Source organism: Proteus sp. ZN5, from assembly GCF_011046025.1.
Taxonomy (GTDB): Bacteria; Pseudomonadota; Gammaproteobacteria; order Enterobacterales; family Enterobacteriaceae; genus Proteus.
Window position 1 is genome coordinate 1,335,897 of sequence record NZ_CP047639.1, and the last position, 22,239, is coordinate 1,358,135.

Consider the following 22,239-nt stretch of genomic DNA (forward strand, 5'->3'; position numbering starts at 1 on the left):
TTTGAATAACTATTTCATACTTCTTTGACTATATTTCAAGTAAGAAGGCGCTATGCTAACGCCATAAGATCACAAGCCATAAGAGGTGATTATGGACACAAAAATGATGCCAGCGCTGTTTATTGGACACGGTAGCCCAATGAATGTATTAGAAGATAATACATATACTCGCCTCTGGTCAAAATTAGGGGAAACGCTTCCTCAGCCTAAAGCAATTTTAGTCATTTCAGCCCATTGGTATACCGATGGGACTTATGTAACAGCAATGTCGCAACCAAAGACAATTCATGATTTTTATGGATTTCCACCAGAATTATATGCAATAGAATATCCAGCACGAGGCTCGATAAGTTTAGCTGCATTGATAGAAGATCTGATTGATCCAATTAAATTAAAACTCGATATGGACCAATGGGGATTAGATCATGGAAGTTGGGGAATACTCGAAAAGATGTATCCCAACGCAAATATTCCTGTTGTGCAATTAAGCATTGATGCACGCCAATCAGCGCAATGGCATTATGAATTGGGGCAAAAGCTGGTTGAATTACGTAAAGAAGGCGTCTTAATTATTGGTAGCGGTAATATCGTTCACAATTTAAGAATGATGGATTGGCAAAATAGCGATGCGACGCCTTATTCTTGGGCATTAGCCTTTAATGAGACAGTCGAAAACAGCTTACTAAGCGATAAGGTACCCGAAGCGTTATTTACGATTTTATCAACAGATGAAGGGCGATTAGCACATCCTACTCCTGACCATTTTTTACCTGCATTGTATCTATTAGGTTTAAAACAAGAGGGTGAAAAGGCAACAGTGCTGAATAATGATATTGTGAATAAATCGCTAAGCATGATGACGTTTCAAATTGGATAAAACTATCCAATAAAAACTAATTGATTTATAGAAGTGAAAGGCTAAATTCCTTTTATGGAATTTGGCCTTTTTTACTGATAACGAAACCTATTTTGAATAAAAAACACCTTACCGCTTATAAGCAATAAGGTGCTCAACATGATTTTAAGATTTCTATTAATCTAAAATAATATGTGGATAGAAGCGGGAGAGATCTTGAGTAATAAGCTCTCTATCTTCTCTAATACAAATACCTGCAGATTGGTCGTTAACCAGCCAGCTACCAATTAATGTATAGCTATCGCCAAATTTTGGCAGCGGATGGAAATCTTGAACAATAAAGCCTTCTTCACCGTAAGGACCATCTGCGACAGCAATATCTTTGCCGTTTTCAACAATACGAATATTTGCACCTTCGCGTGAAAACAGTGGCTTGATAACATAACGCGATAATGAATCAGGCGCTTTACCATCATAAAAATAAGCGGGTAGCAGATTTGGGTGATTAGGGAACATCTCCCAAAGCATTGGTAGTAATGCTTTATTCGAAATAATGCTCTTCCAAGAAGGCTCTAACCAACGAATACCTGCATCAGCCAGCTTCGTTGAGAAGTCTTCGCGGAACATAAATTCCCAAGGGTAAAGCTTGAACATATTGCTGATTATCTGATCTTGCAGATCAGTTAATTCACCACGTTCACCTAGACCCAGATCTTCAATAAAAACAAAATCAGTTGTTACTTGGGCTTCTTCAGCACAATCTTGTAGATATTGAACTGTGCCACGATCTTCTTCAGTATCTTGGCAACAAGACATATGCAGATAACGCATTCCGTATTGATCACGAAGCTCTGCAAAACGATCAATTAACTTCTCTTGAATACTATTAAATTGATCGGCATTTTGTGGTAAACGACCTGCATTGACTTGATCTTCAAGCCAGATCCATTGGAAAAAAGCAGATTCATACAGTGAAGTTGGCGTATCTGCGTTATTTTCTAACAGTTTTGCCGGGCTTTTACCGTCATATGCTAAATCAAGACGTGAATAGAGTGAAGGTTGAGACGATTTCCAAGAGTCGCGTACAAAATCCCAACAGTGACGAGGGATTTGAAAACGAGTCAGTAACTCTTCACTATTAGCCACTTTATCAGCGACTTGTAAGCACATCTGGTGCAACTCTTCCGTTGTTTCTTCTAACGTTTCAACCTCTTCCATTGAGAATTGATAATAAGCATCTTCAGACCAATAAGGCTCGCCATACATGGTATGAAAGTTGAAGCCAAATTCTGTTGCTTTTTCACGCCAATCTGGGCGTTCAATGATATTTTCGCGTTTCATGGTGTTAATTAACCACCTGAACGATAAGAAGATGAACCGGTTGAGCTACGGTTATTATTTGTTGCACTGGTACGTTGAGCCGCAGCTTGTCTTGATACCGTGTTACCGAAGCCACCACGAGTTACTGTTGAAGTTGTTGATGGTTTTGGTGTCATCGCTGTTTTGGGTACGTTCATTTGACGACCGCCAACCGCAGGGCCGTAGTTACGGCCTGTAGCATCCACGAATTTGCCATTTGCAGGGCTTGTTGGGTTACGCGAACTAAACAGAGGTTGTGCTGGTGCACCGCCACCCATTAGACGACCCATCATATAACCCGCCATTAATGGCATAAAGAAGCTACCACCGGAGTTAGCTTGAGCCATTTGTGAGCTGTCTGGGCTTAAATTATTGGCATTTTCAGTACTAACAGGCTGTCCATCAATAGATGCAGTTTGAGTACATTGTGCATCACCGAATTCAGCCACGCAGTCTTCTAATGTTGCGTATTTAGGTGCGGTACGCTGTGCTTCTTGCAATGCAGTGCGATAAGAGTCTTCACACTGTGCCGCCTGTGAAGGATTCGCTTGGGCACATTCTTGTGCGTTCATATACAGTGAAACTGTCTCATCGCTCTCTTCACATCCTGAAAGCGCGAATACAGCAGTGATGGCGATTGCAACAGGCGCCAGACGATAAGGGCGAAATGCTTTACGGAAAGCATCACGATTAATCGATTTGGTACGTTTCATTGGCATATTGATAAGATCCATAAAAGGTAAAACGTTCAAAATAAAAGCTAGGATAGGTTAAATAGTCTAGAAAATAAATAAGAAACGCCTAATCATCAGGGATAACCAGAAATTTGTGATCTTTATAAGGTTAAAGGTAATGAAATTAGGTAAATCCTCTCTTTTTAACCTAATTGTAATTAAGGTATTTGTTAATACAAGAATATAGATATTGTTGAGATCTTAATTTAATCCATAACACAATATCTTATGTGAAGAGAAAGCATAAAAAAAACCGCTTATCAGTTTATCGCTGAAAGCGGCTTTTTATAAGTGACTAACTTCTTAATTCACGATTAAGGCGCAACGTTAAGAGCAGGGCTTGTTAACGGGCGGATAATGCTGTCTGGTGAAGTTGAAATTTCTTCACCAAGTGCATTATTTAGTTGAATTAAGTCATTTTCATTTAATGTGCCACGAGCATATTCAATATTTAATTGGTTAATTAAATAGTCATAACGCGCGTTAGATAGTTTCTGTTTTGCATCATAAAGCGTTGTTGTGGCATTTAATACATCAACAATAGTACGAGTACCCACTTGATAACCCGCTTCTGTTGCATCTAATGAACTTTGTGCAGATACAACGACTTGTTGATAGGCTTTAATGCTACTGATCGATGCAGAAATATTGTTATAAGAAGAACGAGCGATTTGAACGATAGAACGATAAACCGATTCTAATTGTTCGCTTGCACTAGTAAAACCATATTGTGCTTGTTCAACTTGTGAACTTGTTCTGCCACCAGTATATAGAGGGATGCTAACAGACAAACCAATGCTATTTTGACCGCTATAGCTGTTGCTATGACCTGCTAATGCGTCTGGTCTATGGTCGTGACTATGGCTATTTGATACACCCGTTGATGCATTTAAATCTACGGTTGGTAAGTGACCTGATTGCGCTAAACGAATATTTTCACGCGCTAAATCTTGACCTAAACGAGCACTTAATAAACTTAAGTTACGCTCTTCAGCATCTTTTAGCAGTTTCTCAATAGAATCTGGTGAGGTTGTTGAAAAACGACCAATATTGAGTGAGGCAAGATTAATGTAATAGATACCACTTACTTGGCGTAGTTTTTCTAATGCATTATCTAATTGATTTCGGCCAGCCACTTCTTGTGCCAGTACGCTATCGTAATTTGCTCGCGCATTTTGTACGTCAGTAATTGCCACTAAACCTACGTTAAAGCGTTGAGTTGTTTGATCTAACTGACGGTAAACTTGTTCTTTTTGCGCTTCAATAAATGAGAGTGAATCGATAGCACGTAAGACATCAAAGTAAGCGGTCGCGGTGTCTAAAATCAGCTTTTGTTGACTTGTTTGATAAGTAACATCGCTCATGCCCGCTGTTTTTTCTTGAATGTTTAATTGACGCCATAAAGCCATGTTAAACACACTTTGAGTCAGCGTTAAACTTGCACCAATAGAATTAGATTCGGTATCTCTTGCATCACGGTAACCACTTTTATAATCTGCAGATGCACCTAATCCTAATTGGGGTAATAATGAGCCACGAGCTTCATTAATTTTTTCAAAAGCTTGATTTCGTTCAGCTAATGACTTGCGTAACTCAGGGTTACTGTCCTTTGCTTTTTGATAAACTTGAAGCAGATCCTCAGCCTGACTTGCAGTGCTGAATCCTGCCAAACTCATCGTGACCAAAAGAGAGAGCAGTTTTTTCATTTTAATTCCTTGTTGCAACAGTTTCGCTGAGTTGCCTCTGTTAATCTTGATTGGGGATAATTCTAGCAGATTGTTTCCCTAAGTAGGGGTAGCCATTTGTGCCATATCCTTTTATTTTAGATTAACTTTACATGAATTGTTGGCAAATTTCTTTAAATCTGTATTAAACGTAAGCAATAAAAAGACTCTTAAATGTAACTTAAGGAATATTGTATGAAGAAAAGGGAAAATATACCATTTTTATACGGTCGTGAAGATGTGAAATTGCTCAATCAGAGAGATTTATATAAAGGCTTTTTTCGCATGACCGAATATCGCTTTAAACATCGCCTTTTTGAAGGTGGATGGAGTGAAGAGGTTAAACGTGAGGTTTTTGAACGAGGCAATGCGGGGGTTTTGCTCGCTTATGATCCCAAACGTGATGAAGTGGTGTTAATTGAGCAAATTCGTATTCCTGCGTATGAAACCAGCGAGACACCTTGGTTGCTTGAAGTGGTTGCGGGGATGGTTGAACAAGGGGAAAGCCCTGAAGATGTTGTTAGACGTGAAGCCCAAGAAGAAGCGGGGGTTGTTGTTGGACGATGCGAACCTATTGTGAGTTATCTTTCAAGTCCTGGCGGTACGAGTGAAAGAATGCATGTCTATGTTGGCGAAGTTGATGCAACAACGGCAAAAGGCATTCATGGATTAGCATGTGAGAACGAAGATATTCGTGTTCATGTAGTGAGCAGAGAACAAGCCTATCGTTGGGTTGAAGAAGGCGTTATTGATAATGCAGCATCTGTTATTGCTCTGCAGTGGTTACAACTTCATCATATTGCACTAAGAGAGCGTTGGTCAGTAATTTAATGCACTAATCAATCCTTAAAGGATGTTTTTAGTAATATTATCAAGTAGAGTAACTATCTCTAAGTGTACGATATCAAATGAATTAAATTGTAAAATGAAGTGAAAAAAACGTGATTGAAAGCGAGAATATTTCTCACTAATCTTTTGAAATGTGTATTGGTTGGCAGATCTTTACTACGAAAATACGTTAACATAACGGCTAATGAGAGTGAAACAAGGAAACCTTTTGGAAAGCCAGCTTGAATTATCGGTGAAACATAAAAACACCGTAAGAATATTACAAATCACAGACACCCACCTCTTTGCTAATGTGGAAGACACTCTGCTGGGCATTAATACCTATCGTAGCTACCATGCGGTATTAAATGCGATTAGAGAGCAGAGTCTTGATGTTGACTTGATTGTTGCGACAGGTGATTTAGTTCAAGATCAAACCTTTGAAGCTTATCAGCATTTTGCTGATGGCATAGCGACGCTGACACCTCCTTGTGTTTGGTTGCCGGGTAATCATGACTATCAACCTGCGATGATTGATGCTTTAAATCAGGCAGGAATTTTGTCAGCTAAACAAGTGTTGATTGGTGATAATTGGCAGATGCTATTATTAGATAGCCAAATTCAAGGCGTTCCTCATGGTGAGTTATCAGATTGTCAGTTAGATTGGCTAACACGCTGTCTTGAAAGTCAAAAGCACAGAGAGACGATTATCTTGTTGCATCATCATCCTATGCCTTCAGGGTGTACATGGTTAGATCAACATAGTTTAAGAAATTCTCAAGAATTGGCTGAGCGTTTAAAAGATCACTCTCAAGTAAAAATGATGCTTTGTGGCCATATTCACCAAGAAATGGATGAAATGTGGAATGGTATTCGTTTGTTGGCGACGCCTTCTACGTGCATTCAGTTTCGCCCTCATTGTACAAATTTTACATTAGATACTGTTTCTCCAGGCTGGCGCTATTTGGAAATGTCACTTTCATCTGATGAGAAGGGCAAAATTGACACACAGGTTTATCGTTTAGCCGGTACTGAATTTTGTCCTGATCTTGATGCGGATGGCTATTAAGTTATGCCTTGTATTCTTTACTTACATGGCTTTAATAGCTCACCGAAATCAGCAAAGGCACAGGCTTTTCGCCAATGGCTTGAAGCAACTCATCCTGAAATTGAATTATTAATTCCTCAATTACCACCTTATCCTCAAGAAGCCGCTCAGCTAATTGAAACGTTAGTTAAAAAGAGCGCAGATGACAAACTAGGATTAATTGGCTCATCATTAGGTGGCTATTTATCTATTTGGTTATCTCAACGTTTTAATTTACCCGCTGTTGTTGTTAATCCGGCAATACGACCGTTCGATCTTTTGCAAGACTTCTTGGGGGAGAACGAAAATCCTTATACATATCAAAAATATAAGCTAGAACCTTATCATATGGATGAGCTACTTGCTTTGCGTATTCCCACAATCACATCACCGGAACTTATTTGGTTGCTTCAACAAACTGGAGATGAAATACTTGATTATCGTCAAGCTGTCTCATATCTTGGCGCGTGTAGGCAAACCATAGAATCGGATGGAAACCATGCTTTTGTGGGTTTTGAACGTTTTTTTCCGAAAATTATTCAATTTTTAAAGATAATTTAGCCTTTCGGTCGATTAACCTGTAAAACGTAGGTTGATGTATCTAGCCGAAAATTAATATCATATTGCCGCCAACACCTGTTATTATAAACAGTATTTTTCTAACAGCGAACCGCAGATTAAAACAATGACTCAATCAAGTTATAACGCAAAGGATATTGAGGTTCTTAATGGTCTAGAGCCTGTACGTCGCCGTCCGGGGATGTATACAGATACAACAAGACCGAACCATTTGGCACAGGAAGTGATAGATAATAGCGTGGACGAGGCGCTTGCGGGACACGCATCGAAGGTCGATGTCATTTTATATGAAGACCAATCTATCGAAGTTATCGATAATGGGCGAGGAATGCCTGTTGACATTCACCCTGAACTTAATGTTTCTGCTATCGAGCTAATCCTTGCTCACCTCCACGCCGGAGGAAAATTCTCTAATAAAAACTATCAATTTTCTGGCGGGTTGCATGGTGTGGGGATCTCGGTTGTTAACGCCCTCTCAAAACGTATTGAAGTAACTGTTCGTCGTGATGGCAAAATTTACCAAATTGCCTTTGAAAATGGCGATAAAGTTGAAGAGTTACACGAAATTGGTACCTGTGCGAAACGAGACACAGGAACGAGTGTACATTTTTGGCCTGATGGCTCCTATTTTGATGTTCCTCGTTTTTCTTCTAAAAGCTTATCTCATGTATTAAAAGCCAAAGCGGTACTGTGCCCAGGCGTTAATGTTTCTTTTGTAGATAAAGTAAATAATACCCAAGAAAACTGGTGCTACGCTGATGGGTTAACCGATTATTTAAGTGAAGCTGTTGCAGAATTTGTTCGCCTTCCTGAAGAGCCTTTTACTGGCAAATTTGAAGGTGATAATGAAGCCGTTGAATGGTCTATGTTATGGCTGCCTGAAGGTGGCGATCTACCCACTGAAAGCTATGTTAACTTAATTCCGACAGTTCAAGGTGGTACACACGTAAATGGTTTACGCCAAGGCGTGTTAGATGCAATGCGTGAATTTTGTGAATTCCGTAATTTACTACCAAGAGGCCTTAAGTTAACGGCCGATGATACATGGGAGCGTTGTGCTTATGTATTATCAGTGAAAATGCAAGATCCTCAATTTGCAGGGCAAACTAAAGAGCGACTCTCTTCAAGACAAACTAGTGCGTTTGTTGCAAATGCTGTAAAAAATGCTTTTAGCTTATGGCTAAATCAGAATGTTCAAGTCGGTGAATTACTTGCTGAAATGGCGATTAGCAGCGCTCAGCGTCGTATGCGTGCCGCCAAAAAAGTGGTGCGAAAGAAACTCACTTCAGGGCCAGCATTACCGGGTAAATTGGCTGATTGTACTTCTCAAGATTTACGTTACACCGAACTATTTTTAGTTGAAGGGGACTCTGCGGGAGGCTCTGCTAAACAAGCACGGGATCGTGAATATCAAGCGATTATGCCTCTGCGCGGTAAGATCTTAAATACATGGGAAGTCTCTTCAGATGAAGTGCTAGCGTCACAAGAAGTCCATGATATTTCAATCGCGATTGGTATGGATCCTGATAGTGATGATTTAAGCCAACTACGTTACGGTAAAGTTTGTATCCTTGCGGATGCTGACTCCGATGGCTTACATATCGCAACCTTACTGTGTGCTTTATTTGTGCGCCATTTCCCTGCTCTTGTTAAGGAAGGGCACGTTTATATGGCGATGCCACCGCTTTACCGTATCGATTTAGGTAAAGAAGTTCATTATGCCCTTGATGAATCAGAAAAAAATGCCATTTTACAACGTCTAAGCCGTAAAAAAGGAAAGCCTAACGTACAGCGCTTTAAAGGATTGGGGGAAATGAATCCTCTTCAATTGCGTGAAACAACGCTTGATCCTAATACGCGTCGTTTAGTGCAATTGGTGATTGATGATGAAAATTATCAAGAAACTCTAGGCATGATGGATATGTTGTTAGCAAAAAAACGCTCTGAAGATCGCCGAAATTGGTTACAAGAAAAAGGCGATGAAGTTGACATCGAAGTGTAATGGATACCACAAGAGTCTGAGGAAAAAATTGAATGAGTGAATTGACTCATGATGGCGTAGAGCGCCAACCGCTCCACTTATTTACAGAGAATGCCTATCTCAACTACTCCATGTACGTCATTATGGATCGTGCATTACCTTTTATTGGAGATGGGCTAAAACCCGTGCAACGTCGCATCGTTTATGCGATGTCAGAGCTTGGTTTAAGTAATAACGCAAAATTTAAAAAGTCAGCCCGTACCGTTGGTGACGTGCTAGGTAAATATCACCCGCATGGTGATGGTGCATGTTATGAAGCAATGGTGCTTATGGCTCAGCCGTTCTCTTACCGTTATCCATTAATTGATGGGCAAGGTAACTGGGGGGCACCAGATGATCCCAAATCTTTCGCCGCGATGCGTTATACCGAATCACGCCTTTCTAAATATTCACAAACATTATTGAGTGAATTAGGACATGGCACGGTAGATTGGATCCCTAACTTTGACGGCACGATGCAAGAGCCGAAAATGTTACCAGCGCGCTTACCTAATATTGTGCTTAATGGTACAACAGGTATTGCTGTTGGAATGGCAACGGATATTCCACCGCACAATGCGCGTGAAATAGGACAAGCTTTAGTGATGCTTTTAGATAATCCTGATGCGGGATTATCTGACGTGATGCAATATGTTCAAGGCCCTGATTATCCGACTGAAGCTGAAATTATTACCGCTCAAGATGATATCAAAAAGATTTATAAAACAGGGCGTGGCTCGGTCAGAATGAGAGCTGTGTGGCAGAAAGAAGAAGGATGTGCGGTGATCACTGCATTACCTCATCAAGTCTCTGGCGCCAAAGTACTCGAGCAAATTGCCGCATTAATGCGTGCCAAAAAACTACCTTTAGTTGAAGACTTACGTGATGAGTCTGATCACGAAAATCCAACTAGACTTGTTATTGTTCCTCGCAGTAATCGCGTCGATTTAGAACAAGTGATGTACTACTTGTTTGTGAATACTGATTTAGAGAAAAGTTATCGTGTTAACCTAAATATGATTGGGTTAGATAACCGACCAGCAGTAAAAGGATTACTGACTATTTTAAACGAATGGTTAGTTTATCGTCGCCAAACAGTCACAAACCGCTTAAATCACCGTTTAGAAAAAGTTTTACGTCGCTTAGAAATTCTCAAAGGTTTATTAATTGCTTATCTCAATATTGATGAAGTGATTGAAATTATTCGTCATGAAGATGAGCCAAAAGCAGAATTAATGCGCCGCTTTGAGTTATCCGATATTCAAGCTGAAGCTATTTTAGAGTTACGTTTACGTCATTTAGCTAAACTTGAAGAGATGAAACTCAAAGGCGAAAGTGATGAGCTTGAAAAAGAACGTGAAAGTATTGAGAAGTTGTTAAGTTCACCACGTCGTTTAAATACTTTACTGAAAAAAGAGATTGAAGCCGACGCAAAAGAATTTGGTGATGATCGTCGTTCACCGATCCGCCCTCAAGAAGAGGCGAAAGTGGTTAATGAACAAGATATGTTGCCATCAGAGCCTGTCACCATTGTGCTGTCTGAAATGGGTTGGGTACGCAATGCGAAAGGACATGATATTGATCCTAGTGGCATGAGTTATCGTGCAGGGGATAGTTATCACAGCGCAGTACGTGGTATGAGTAATCAGCCTGTTCTGTTCCTTGATTCTACGGGGCGTAGCTACACCTTAAGTCCAAATGATATGCCTTCAGGGCGTAGCCAAGGCGAGCCATTAACTGGCAAGTTAACTTTCCCTCCTGATGCCAGTGTGAAATACATGTTAGCGGGAAGTGCGGGGCAAGAGTATTTACTGGCGACAAAAGAAGGTTATGGCTCTGTTCTTTCTTACGATGAGATGGAAACAAAGAATAAGACAGGTAAAGGGTTGCTGACTGTTTCTGAAGAGACTGAGTTATTAGCACCGTTCTTAGTTGATCCTCAGAAGAAAAATGAGCAACACTGGTTTATTATCATCACTGATAAAACCCGTATTTTAGCTATTTCAGCAGAACAGCTAAATGAAATGAATAAAAAAGGACGTGGTACACGTCTTGTTGCTTTAGGAAAAGAGCAAGGTGATGTGATTGAACAAATGCTGTTCGCACCTAAAGATGAAGCATTAATCTTTACTGTTGATGGTCAGCAAGAAGTGCTTAAAGCAGAAGAGATCAACTATTTTAGCGGTAATGCGGGTGATGAGCCTATTCCGTTAAAACATCTACATCCAGAAGCTGTTACCGTCATTATGTCTGAAAAAGGGCTTATTCGTTGCCAGAAAGGACATAATATTGATGCTAAATCGGTTGGCTTTAAATCCGGTGATGATTATTTTGATGCCGTTGAAGGCATGAGTAACCAACCAGTACATTTGATTGATACAACAGGTCAAAGCTATACCGTTGATGTTGATGCATTACCTTCTGGTCGTAGCAAAGGTGATGCGTTAACTGAACGATTAAAAGTTCAGAAAGGTGCGCAATTACGTCATGTTGTTATGGGCGAAAGTACTGATAAGATCTTAATGGCATCTGATGCAGGTTATGGGTTTATTTGTCAGGTTGATGATTTAACTTCTAAAAATAAAGCAGGGAAATCACTACTGACTTTACCTGAAAATGCATTACCATTACCGCCACAACGCTTGAATAATGAGCTTACCGATCTCATTATGATCATTACTAAAGGCGGTAGAATGCTGATTTTTGAAGCAGCAGAATTACCAACGATGATAAAAGGAAAGGGAAATCAGATGGTTTCTATTCCAGCTTCACAAGCAGCAAATGGTGAGGATAACGTCGCTTGGTTACGAGTATTACCTGAAAATGCCTCTGTGACACTGCATTTCGGTAAACGTAAAATGACAATGTCGATGAATGAGCTAGTTAGCTTTAAAGCAAAACGTGGACGCCGAGGAACCTCTTTACCTCGCGGTGCTCAAGTTATCGATCATATTGATATTGAAACCAATTAAATTTAATACTTAATTGATATTGAGTGGGTCTGTTGACCCACTTCTATTTAGGACGCTAAAACTTATGTTAGCCATTATTCGAGGCATCATTGTCATTCTTTACACCATTATAGTGGTGACGTTTGGAATGATTTATTGCATGTTTTCACCAAGAAATCCTAAGCATGTAATGACTTATGGACGCTTATTCGGCAAGTTATCGACTGTTTTTGGTATCAAGCTCGTTGAACGTTTTCCAAAAGAAGCAGAAAGCTATGGCCCAAGTATTTATATCGGAAACCATCAAAATAATTTTGATATGGTGACGATGTCAAATGCAGTACAACCTAACACCGTAACAGTGGGTAAAAAAAGCTTAATTTTCATTCCTTTTTTTGGTCAGCTATATTGGATAACAGGTAATATTTTGATTGATAGAGCAAACCGCTCTAAAGCACATGGCACTATTTCACAAGTTGCTGACCAAATTAAATTGAAGAAGATTTCTGTGTGGATGTTCCCAGAAGGAACTCGTAGCCGTGGTCGTGGCCTTTTACCGTTTAAAACAGGTGCATTCCATGCCGCCATTCAAGCAGGTGTGCCTATTATTCCGGTTTGTGTTTCTACAACGCAGGATAAAATTAAGCTAAACCGTTGGAATAATGGCTACGTTATTGTTGAAATGTTGCCTCCAATTGATGTTTCAAAATACACCAAAGATCAAGTTCGAGAATTAGCAGAAGAATGTCGTCAAATTATGAAAGCGAAAATCGAAGAGCTGGATAAAGAAGTTGAAGAAATGAATAAGCGTGATTTTCCCGGTAAATTAAATTAATACTTATTTGGTTTCTTTGATCATAACAATATAAGCCTGATTTTCAGGCTTATATTGTTATACTCGTCATACTTCAAGTTACAGCGTTGTTGACTGCGTTCATTCGCACTAGTCACATACTTATGTATGCTCCTAGCGACTAATTCACTTGTCGCCTAGCTGCATCTTGAATTATTTAGAGTATATATTTGATAGGGCATTTGTTGTGTGTGCTTTAATTGAAACAGTGCTACCTAGATGTACTTTGAATTATTTAAAACACAGATTATCAACTATTTTTAGGATTTATGTCACATCCGCGCTATTATGCTCCCGTAATTTCATTTAAGTCCTTTTGTCTTTAAATCACAGCAGCTTTTTTTCCTATCACGACATTTTTGATTATGCGATAGGAATATTTGTATTTTGTTGCGGAGAAAGTATGTCATTTAGTCGTCGCCAGTTTATTCAGGCTTCAGGCTTAGCGGTATGTCTGGGCTCAATATCTTCTTCTGTTCGTGCTGAATCAGTCAATGATAAACAATTACCTATACCGCCATTGTTGGAATCTCGTCGTGGTCAGCCTCTATTTTTGACTTTGCAAAATGTGCATTGGGCGTTTAATGGTACGCAAAAAGCGGAAGTCTGGGGGATCAATGGCTCAACACCGGGACCAACAATCAAAGTCAAAAGCGGCGATGATATAAAACTCATTTATAGCAACCGTCTTAATGAAGCAGTATCAATGACGGTGAGCGGTTTATTAGTTCCGGGAACTCAAGTCGGTGGTGCGGCAAGATTAATGTCACCCGGCGCTTATTGGTCGCCGGTATTGCCTATTCGTCAGAAAGCAGCAACATGTTGGTATCACGCCAATACTCCCTTTAAAATGGCACCTCATGTTTATAATGGATTGGTGGGAATGTGGATCGTGGAAGATGAAGAGAGCAAATCTCTCCCTTTACCAAAACATTATGGTGTAAATGATTTTCCGATCATTATTCAAGATAAACGTATCGATAATTTTGGTACGCCACAATATGATAAAGAAGCTGCTAGTGATGGTTTTTATGGTGATACATTGTTAGTCAATGGACGTGAAGATCCCTATATTGAAGTCTCAAGAGGATGGATCCGCTTACGTTTAGTTAATGCATCGAATGCTCGCCGTTATGAACTAACTGCAAATGATGGTCGCTCACTTTACCTTATCGCCTCTGATCAAGGGATATTAACATCTCCGGTAGAGCTGAAATCAATTCCAATGGCTCCGGGTGAGCGACGTGAAGTATTGGTTGATATGTCTGAAGGTGGTGAAGTCACAATTACCGCAGGGCAAAGCGCCGGCTTTATGGATAGGCTCCGTGGTATTTTTGAACCTTCAGATTTACTACGTAATGCCAATGTATTAACCATTAAACCAACCGGATTAATGTCGTTAGTGACAGATAAAGCACCTGCACAATTAGCAGTAGATGACACACAAATAACTACCTCTATTCAGCCTAGAACCATCCAACTGCATAACAGCCCTCCGGGAATAAATAATGCTCGCTGGGAGCTTTCACGAATTGATTTAGTGGGTAGACAAAATGGATGGGAGCGCTGGCTTGTAACCGTACCGACACCGCAACCATTCCATATTGAAGGTGCCCGTTTTAAAGTGATTAACCATAATGGTCAGAAGCCTACACCTGCGGATTTTGGTTGGAAAGATACTGTTTGGATCGACAACCAAAGTGAATTGCTGGTGGAATTAAAACAGCCATCTTATTCGCATTTTCCCTTCTTGTATTATAGCCAATTATTAGAAAATGCAGATAAAGGCATGGTAGGACAAATGGAAATCACGCCTTTGGAATAAAGAATAAGTAGTAACACTAAATCAAATTAAAAGAAAAACAGTATTTTTAAAATAAATATACTGTTTTTTTTGTACTTAAAATAATGTGAATTATATTTTTTAGACTAAAGTTAAATAGAGAAAATATCCTCAAAAATAAATTGTTAATCAATTTGATGTTTTTGTTTGTTTATTTAAGTTCTTTTTATTAAGTTTATTTAAATATTATTATCAATGAGGTTAATATTTTAATGGGTTAATTTTTATTGTTTGTAATATAATAATAAGTGATCTATTTTTGTTTAATCTATCTGTTAATTTGTGATTACGTAGTCAATCTATCTATTTTTGTGGCATGAAATCATATTTTTGAGATGCCCTTCAAGTAATTATTTATCTAGAAACTAGAGAATCTTTGCGTCTTTTATTTTTGATCCTTAATTAATGTTATTAAATTTTAATATAACTGAAGGTACAGAATGAACAAAGAAATAGCTTTAAGTCACCATCACAAAATGAATAAAAAAAATAAAATAAATAATAATATATTTCAGCTTTCCATTGTTGCATCAGCACTTCTTTTTTCTGGATATTCCGTAGCATATTCAGAAGCTGGGCAATTAGGCGATGCAAAAAGTTGGGAAAGCCAAGAGTATCAAAAAGACTGGGGGCTAGCAGCTATGAATGCCTCTAGTGCTTATGCACTTGGTTTTCATGGGCAAGGTGCCAAAATCGGTGTAATGGACTCTGGTGCTTTATTATCACATCCAGAATTGAATGATGCTCGTTTTCATGCAGTGAAAGCTAAAGGTCAATATGGCTCAACTGGCATGCGTTACCCTCATGAATTGGGTGGGCATTATGAAAAAGGTCAAGCCTTTGATGTTGATGGAGGCTGGATCAAAGGTGTGAATGATACACACGGAACACACGTTACAGGTACTGTAGGTGCAAACCGTGATGGTAATGGTATGCATGGGGTAGCGTGGGGAGCTGATGTTTATTTAGGAAATACAGGCGCAACGGACAGCAACAACTACGGCCCTTACCAAGATTACACCTATTTCTACACTGGCTGGAAAGCCATGGTCGATGCAGGTGCGCAAGTGATTAATAATAGCTGGGGTACAAACCCTCGAATTATTAATACAAATGAAACATTGGGACCTGATGGCGGTAAGACAACTGTTCATATGCCAGTAGATACCACGGCGCAAACCGAATACGAATATTTCTACTTTAAAAAAGTCTATGGCGATAAACCATCCTTTGTTGATGCCGCTTATGACGCAGTAAAAGGTACTAACGTTGTTCAAGTTTTTACAACAGGTAACCGTGACTTTGCTCAACCTTATTATCGTCCTCTTTATCCTTACTTTAATCCTGAAGCAGAGAAACATTGGATTGCGGTTGCAGGACTTGAGCAAACAGCTGATAAATCGGGATATCAGCTTGTTAAAGTTTTTAATGAAGCGGGTAATGCCAAATGGTGGACTGTCGTAGCACCAGGTCGTGCTATTTATTCCTCTATTGTTAACGAAGATGGTAGTGCTGATTGGGCTGCATATAGTGGTACATCAATGGCGGCACCTCATGTGACAGGCGCAATGGGTGTATTGATGTCGCGTTACGAGTCAATGAATGCGATGCAAGTTCGTGATGTGATGTTTACAACTGCTAATCACCGTAATCCAGATGGCTCTTTATATGATAGTTGGACTGCTGCTGAAGGTACGCCTGATGTGCGTTATGGCTGGGGTACCCCAGATTTAGATAAAGGGATGTATGGGCCGGGTCAATTCTTAGGTAAATTTGAATATAACTTAAGTATGACACCACTTGATGTCTGGACAAATGATATTTCACAAACTGCGTTAGATCTACGTGAACAAGAAGATTTAGCATGGCTGAAAGACTATCAAGAAAAGGGTATTGCGGCTGGTGGTGATTACAATCTAGGAACCGATTTTGTTGTCAACGATGGTAACCCAGATCCAACTTCCCATATTGTTAGTAAAGAAGATGCTGAAAAATGGCGTCAAGAGTATTACCAAAAACGTGCTGATGCTATTCAAGCTAAAATTGATGCCGGTTTGTATGATGGTGCTTTAGTTAAGAAAGGTGAAGGCACATTGGTTATGACTGGCGATAATACTTATCGTGGCGGTACAACAGTCGAGCAAGGAACATTATATGGCTTTACCGAATCGTTTGGCACTGAAGCAGTTAATGTCAACGGTGGTAAATTCAGTGTTATTGATCGCTATAACGATACTTTTACACAAAAAGGCCAATTAGCATCAAATGAGAGTCATAAAGCGAATATCAATATCAACGATAAAGGGGCTTATTTAGTTACCGTTGGACATGATGTTAATGTTGGTGATATGGCCTTAAATAAAGGTGCAAGTTTAGATGTTGGTGCCGATAACGAAGGTCAATTAAAAGATATCTATCTTAATAATACAGTCGCGACAGGCACCGTTAATGCGGACAATTTAGTTGATAACCGCACTAAAACTAAAATGTTAGCAAATAACAATCCAAATAGTGATTATGCATTATTCGATAAAAATGTTTCTGTAAAAGACAACACAATTACAGGTACATTAAGTAAGAAAGAAAACACGTCTTTAGCCACATTTGCTAATAATGAAAATGGTCGCTCTATTGCGAATACATTAGATAGCAATGGTCGTGGTGATTTATTCAATGCGGTATTACCAATGAATGAAAGAGATCTGAATAAGACTTATGAGTCATTGGGCAGTGATATGTATCTTAATGCTAACAGTGCAAGTGTCGTGAATGTGTTAGGTTTAACACGTACTGTGAAAGATCAAGCAATGGGTATTGGTCAAGGCCGTTATGCTAAATTGGATAATAGCAATGCACGTATTTGGATGACAGGTATTGGCCAATGGGGCAGTGCTGATTATGGTCATAGTAATATGGATGTTGATTTCTATGTCGGCTTATTAGGTGCAGAAATTGATGTGACTGAAAATACCAAAGCGGGCCTCTTCTTTGGTGCCGGTTCAACCAAATATAAAGGTAATGAACACGGCAAAATAGACAGTAACGATATCCATATTGGTGCTTATGGTGTGTCTAATCTGTATGACGTGGCTTCATTAAACTATGGTTTCACACATACTAACCAAGATAGAGATGCAAAAAGGACACTTTGGGTAGGACAAAATGCAGGTTATAACTCTACAAGTTATGATGCAAAAATTACTCAAATTTTCTTAGAAGGTGCTTATACTCAATTTAATACTAATCAGTACTCTATTGAGCCATATGCAGGATTTAGCTGGTTGCGTGTATCAACTGATGATATCAATGAAAATGTCGGTAATATGAAATTTACCACTAAGACTGATTCGCAAGATATTCAAGTCGGTACTATTGGTTTACGTGGTGGATATCCATTTATGGCTGGCAACGTTAATATGGCTTTAAAAGGCGATATTTCTGCAAGTCATTTATTTGGTGATAATCGTCCTGAATCACGCCTCTTCTTATCCAATTCTGGTGATACAACATTACGTGGTGGCAAACTGGATAATCTATTTGGTGTTGGCTTAGGTGTTGATGCGCAATTAAGCAAATCAACGACTTTCGGTATTTCTTACCAAGGTCAATATAATAGTGATGTAAGCTCAAGTGGTATCAATGCAACACTAAAAATTAATTTCTAAATATTATTTGTTTTTTGATATTTAAAGCCCTTATTACTAAGGGCTTTTTTTTGTATTTAAAATTTTTTTTTAATATAAGAATATAAAAAGGTGATGAAAAGTGAGGTAACAATGGGAAATGAAATAAAAGTAACACTCTATAAAAATGTAAATAACATTGATATTGATATTAAAGCTCAAAACTCTTTTTTTGAAAAAATAAAAAACAGGATAAAATATATAGAAAATACTAATTACTCAATGATTACAAGTGAAAAAAAAGAAGGTTTTTTTACTCTCATTTTTAATAAGATAAAGTCAATTTTTAATATAAAGAAAAGTGTTGAAAGTTGTAGAAATAAAATAAGTGATTATTTTTATAATCAACTCAATGCTAATGCTTATCTGTGTAAGGTGAAAGATATTAATGATATTACTTTAGATAAAGTTAGTATGATGGATTTATTTTTTAAATTAGATAATAATAATAATCATAATGATAAGAGTGAGATAATAAGTTCATTTGTAAAAAGAAATGTGAAAACTAAAGCTGATTTGATTTTAATTGATAAATTACTTAATGGTTATAAAAATTTAGACAAGATTAATTTTCGGGATTTTGTAGGTGAAAAATTCCATGTCGATGAGATTGTTAATTTATTTAATATTATCACATTAGATGTTAATAATGATATAAATAACAATGTTTTTTTGTTTATTATTAATTCTTGTTTAAGAGAAAAAGGGGATGGATGCTTTGTTACATTAGTAGATGATATTCTTAAATCAATAAAATATAATAAATATTCTTTTGAAATAAGTAATTCTCTGTTTAATAAAGTAGTTAAGACAATAAATATTGGAAAATTTGTTTCTGAATTGAAAGTAAATTTAGGAATAAAAAAGGAATTAATTGAAAAAATAATTGATGACGCATTTCAAAAATATAGTAATGCTGATAATTACGTTAAAACACAAGAAGCATGGATTAATACTTTATATAATAAAAAAGAAAATAGTAAAATTGTATATAATATAAATAAAAACAGAATGTTAATTACACAAAGAATTGAAGAGATAGTAAATTCATTAGATGATGATGAAATGATTATAGGTATGCCGCAAGAACAATATATTATTAGAATGGAACAAATACTAGATATATTTTCTGCTATACAAGCAGGATAAAGCATCTTGATAGATGCTTTGCTCCAAGAATGCAGTTAGCTCAATGCAACTTTAATGCCTAAACCAATCAGTACAACACCGAGTACTTTATCAATCACTTTTTGGACTTTATTAAGCACTTTTCTGACAGGTGCACTTTGAATTAATAAAACCAATAAAGGCCAGTAAACTATGGCTAAGCCCCAAATAATAAAGGCATACCACAATTTTTCACCAATACTTGAATCAACACTTAACACCTGTGTGAAAACGGCAAGAAAGAACAAGGTGGCTTTAGGATTAAGTAAATTACAGAGGAAACCTTGCATAAAGGCTTTTTTAAAGCTGATCTGCGAATGCTTATCTGATTCTTCATCAATCGAATGATTAGATTTTGAAAGCAAACTCTGAAAACCGATCCATAGCAAATAAACAGCACCTGCATATTTCAAAATGGAAAAGAGCCAAGGCGTTGTTGTGATAAGAACGGCAATACCTGCAACACAATATGACATATGTACAAGTAATGCTGCCACAATTCCCATTGCAGTCATCATTGCCGCAGATCGTTGATAACGCGCTGCATTTTTTACAACGAGAAAAAAGTCAGGGCCTGGTGAAATCATACCGAGTAAAGCAATTGTAAAAACAACTAAAGAAGTTTCAAGCATAATAGCGCCTTGTATATAACAATATTATAATGATTGAATCTTATATGATTAAGTTAACACTTCGAGTATAAAGCAATTATTTATTATCAAGGAAGCATAATTTGTATCGACTCAGGTTTTAGCTTTACGTATAGTGTGAACAGTTTTTTCCCATCTTTACCCGTAGGTGTGTAAATGAATATTAGTTTAATCGCAGCATTAGCGATGGATCGCATTATTGGTATGGAAAAGGCAATGCCTTGGACATTACCGGGTGACCTCGCATGGTTTAAAAAGAATACGCTAAATAAACCCGTTATTATGGGCCGGGTGACTTATGAGTCTATTGGACGTCCTTTACCGAATCGTCTTAATATTGTTTTAAGTAGCCAGCCAGGAACAGATAGCGATGTTGTTTGGGTTAAATCTGTAGAAGAAGCTTTGCAAGCAGCTGAAAATCATGAAGAAATCATGGTGATAGGTGGTGGTAAAGTGTATGAGCAATTTCTGCCTATGGCAAATACACTCTATCTCACTCACATCGATGCTGAAGTTATCGGTGATACAACATTCCCAGATTATGAGCCTGATGAGTGGGATTCTACTTTCATGGAATACCACGAAGCAGATGAAAATAACTCACATAACTACTGCTTCGAAATATTAAAAAGAAGAAAATAACAAGAATTAAATAAAAAGGGAGATTAAATATCTCCCTTTTTATTATTCCTATTTTATTAATATAAAAATAATAAGAATTAAGATTTATTATTCTACTTAAATATTTCTTTTTATAAAAAGAGCATTATTTTAAACCAACCATTATTTATATTTTAATAAACTCATTTTATAAGAATAATATATGAGATATTAATCAATATAGAGATTTTTTATTCTCAATATCGTGTTTTTTTATACTTATTTTACCGTGAAAAAAAATAACACATTGATTATTAAAGATTAAATTTATGAATATTTTTAGGTGTTCGTTTTTGTGTATAAAACGTTCTCTTTAGAAGAAAAAAGAGTAATTTAGGTAATATGTGAGGATTAAATCAACATAGCGCAAAACGCAATGTAGCCATTTTTGCGCTTGAAGTAGGAAGGGGATAATAAGTGAGTTATTTGGGAGCAGAAAGACTAGATTGAGTGAAGTACTGTTTATCTTCCCAACGTAAGCAAGTGAGATTTCCTCCCCAACAACATCCTGTATCTAACGCATAAACATTATCAGGAGTGCCTTTCCCTTCAAGAGAGGCCCAATGCCCAAATATAATGCTATAACCTTCAGGTAATTGACTTGGTAAATCGAACCAAGGCTTTAATGGTGTGGGCGCTTCTTGGGGTTTATCTTTGCATATCATATCAAGCTGACCATTAGGAAAGCAGTAACGCATACGTGTGAGTGCATTAGTGCTAAAGCGTAAGCGCGCTAGACCTGAAAGCTCTGGTGACCAATTGTTCGGTAGATCGCCATACATTGAGTTAATAAATAAAGGGTAGCTATCACTACTTAGAATAGCTTCGACTTCACGAGCACACATTTTTGCTGTTTCTAAATCCCATTGCGGCGTGATCCCTGCGTGAGCCATAATGATTTTCTTGTCTTCATCAACTTGCAGTACAGGTTGGCGTCTTAGCCAATTAATTAATTCATCTACATCTGGTGCATTGAGTAAGTCATTCAGCTTATCTCTTGGTTTATTGCGGCTAATTTTTGCAAATACACCTAAAAGATGAAGATCATGATTACCCAAGACGAGTTTAAGTGAAGTGCCTAAGCTTTTTACAAAGCGTAGTACTTCGAGTGAGTCAGGGCCTCGTGCAACAAGATCACCCGTTAACCACAAGGTGTCTTGTGTAGGATCGAAACTGACTTTATCAAGAAGGTGGCGCAGTTCATGGTAACAGCCATGAATATCACCAATTAAATAAGTTGCCATA

16 protein-coding genes are annotated in these 22,239 nt (G+C 37.9%); 11 read left to right on the forward strand and 5 right to left on the reverse strand.

Features of this window, described 5'->3' with window-relative positions; translation table 11 throughout:
* Positions 1 to 91 precede the first annotated feature (91 nt).
* Positions 92 to 877, forward strand: coding sequence for a 4,5-DOPA dioxygenase extradiol (gene ygiD, locus GTK47_RS06110; RefSeq protein WP_165122436.1), 786 nt, complete (start codon positions 92 to 94; stop codon positions 875 to 877).
* Between the two features lie 156 nt (positions 878 to 1,033).
* Here ygiD and GTK47_RS06115 read toward each other — a convergent pair whose 3' ends face one another.
* From GTK47_RS06115 to tolC, 3 genes are all read right to left on the reverse strand, one after another.
* Entirely contained in the window at positions 1,034 to 2,197 is a 1,164-nt protein-coding gene (locus tag GTK47_RS06115) for a glutathionylspermidine synthase family protein (RefSeq protein WP_075672907.1), read from the reverse strand.
* Between the two features lie 8 nt (positions 2,198 to 2,205).
* Complete coding sequence (locus tag GTK47_RS06120; RefSeq protein ID WP_072070058.1) at positions 2,206 to 2,934, reverse strand: DUF1190 family protein; 729 nt, start codon at positions 2,932 to 2,934, stop codon at positions 2,206 to 2,208.
* Positions 2,935 to 3,263: 329 nt separating this feature from the next.
* Positions 3,264 to 4,655, reverse strand: coding sequence for an outer membrane channel protein TolC (gene tolC / locus GTK47_RS06125; RefSeq protein ID WP_165122437.1), 1,392 nt, complete (start codon positions 4,653 to 4,655; stop codon positions 3,264 to 3,266).
* 213 nt (positions 4,656 to 4,868) lie between these two features.
* Between tolC and nudF the strand changes: the two genes are divergently transcribed.
* From nudF to GTK47_RS06170, 9 genes are all read left to right on the forward strand, one after another.
* The gene (nudF, locus tag GTK47_RS06130; protein WP_165122438.1) at positions 4,869 to 5,504 is read left to right on the forward strand and encodes an ADP-ribose diphosphatase; all 636 of its coding nucleotides are present in this window, start codon (positions 4,869 to 4,871) and stop codon (positions 5,502 to 5,504) included.
* Positions 5,505 to 5,730: 226 nt separating this feature from the next.
* The gene (gene cpdA, locus GTK47_RS06135) at positions 5,731 to 6,570 is read left to right on the forward strand and encodes a 3',5'-cyclic-AMP phosphodiesterase (protein WP_165122439.1); all 840 of its coding nucleotides are present in this window, start codon (positions 5,731 to 5,733) and stop codon (positions 6,568 to 6,570) included.
* Positions 6,571 to 6,573: 3 nt separating this feature from the next.
* Positions 6,574 to 7,149, forward strand: a complete 576-nt coding sequence (yqiA, locus tag GTK47_RS06140) for an esterase YqiA (RefSeq protein ID WP_165122440.1) — start codon at positions 6,574 to 6,576, stop codon at positions 7,147 to 7,149.
* A gap of 124 nt (positions 7,150 to 7,273) precedes the next feature.
* On the forward strand, positions 7,274 to 9,169 hold the full coding sequence (parE, locus tag GTK47_RS06145; protein ID WP_165122441.1) for a DNA topoisomerase IV subunit B: 1,896 nt from the start codon (positions 7,274 to 7,276) through the stop codon (positions 9,167 to 9,169).
* 32 nt (positions 9,170 to 9,201) lie between these two features.
* Entirely contained in the window at positions 9,202 to 12,159 is a 2,958-nt protein-coding gene (gene parC / locus GTK47_RS06150; RefSeq protein WP_165122442.1) for a DNA topoisomerase IV subunit A, read from the forward strand.
* Positions 12,160 to 12,223: 64 nt separating this feature from the next.
* Positions 12,224 to 12,973, forward strand: coding sequence for a 1-acylglycerol-3-phosphate O-acyltransferase (locus GTK47_RS06155; protein WP_165122443.1), 750 nt, complete (start codon positions 12,224 to 12,226; stop codon positions 12,971 to 12,973).
* A 421-nt stretch (positions 12,974 to 13,394) separates the two neighbouring features.
* Complete coding sequence (gene ftsP / locus GTK47_RS06160; protein ID WP_165122444.1) at positions 13,395 to 14,816, forward strand: cell division protein FtsP; 1,422 nt, start codon at positions 13,395 to 13,397, stop codon at positions 14,814 to 14,816.
* Between the two features lie 458 nt (positions 14,817 to 15,274).
* Positions 15,275 to 18,499 carry an autotransporter Pta gene (gene pta / locus GTK47_RS06165; RefSeq protein WP_165122445.1) on the forward strand — a complete coding sequence of 1,075 codons (3,225 nt, stop codon included), beginning with the start codon at positions 15,275 to 15,277 and terminating at the stop codon, positions 18,497 to 18,499.
* A 111-nt stretch (positions 18,500 to 18,610) separates the two neighbouring features.
* Positions 18,611 to 19,666 (forward strand): hypothetical protein, encoded by a 1,056-nt coding sequence (locus GTK47_RS06170; RefSeq protein WP_165122446.1) that lies wholly within the window; start codon positions 18,611 to 18,613, stop codon positions 19,664 to 19,666.
* 35 nt (positions 19,667 to 19,701) lie between these two features.
* Here GTK47_RS06170 and GTK47_RS06175 read toward each other — a convergent pair whose 3' ends face one another.
* Positions 19,702 to 20,316: a LysE family translocator gene (locus tag GTK47_RS06175; protein WP_165122447.1), complete on the reverse strand. Its 615-nt coding sequence runs from the start codon at positions 20,314 to 20,316 to the stop codon at positions 19,702 to 19,704.
* Positions 20,317 to 20,490: 174 nt separating this feature from the next.
* On the opposite strand from GTK47_RS06175, the gene folA reads away from it, so the two are divergent.
* Complete coding sequence (gene folA, locus GTK47_RS06180; RefSeq protein ID WP_088494660.1) at positions 20,491 to 20,976, forward strand: type 3 dihydrofolate reductase; 486 nt, start codon at positions 20,491 to 20,493, stop codon at positions 20,974 to 20,976.
* A 440-nt stretch (positions 20,977 to 21,416) separates the two neighbouring features.
* Here the strand turns inward: folA and apaH are convergent, their stop codons facing one another.
* Positions 21,417 to 22,238, reverse strand: a complete 822-nt coding sequence (apaH, locus tag GTK47_RS06185) for a bis(5'-nucleosyl)-tetraphosphatase (symmetrical) ApaH (protein ID WP_165122448.1) — start codon at positions 22,236 to 22,238, stop codon at positions 21,417 to 21,419.
* Position 22,239 lies beyond the last annotated feature (1 nt).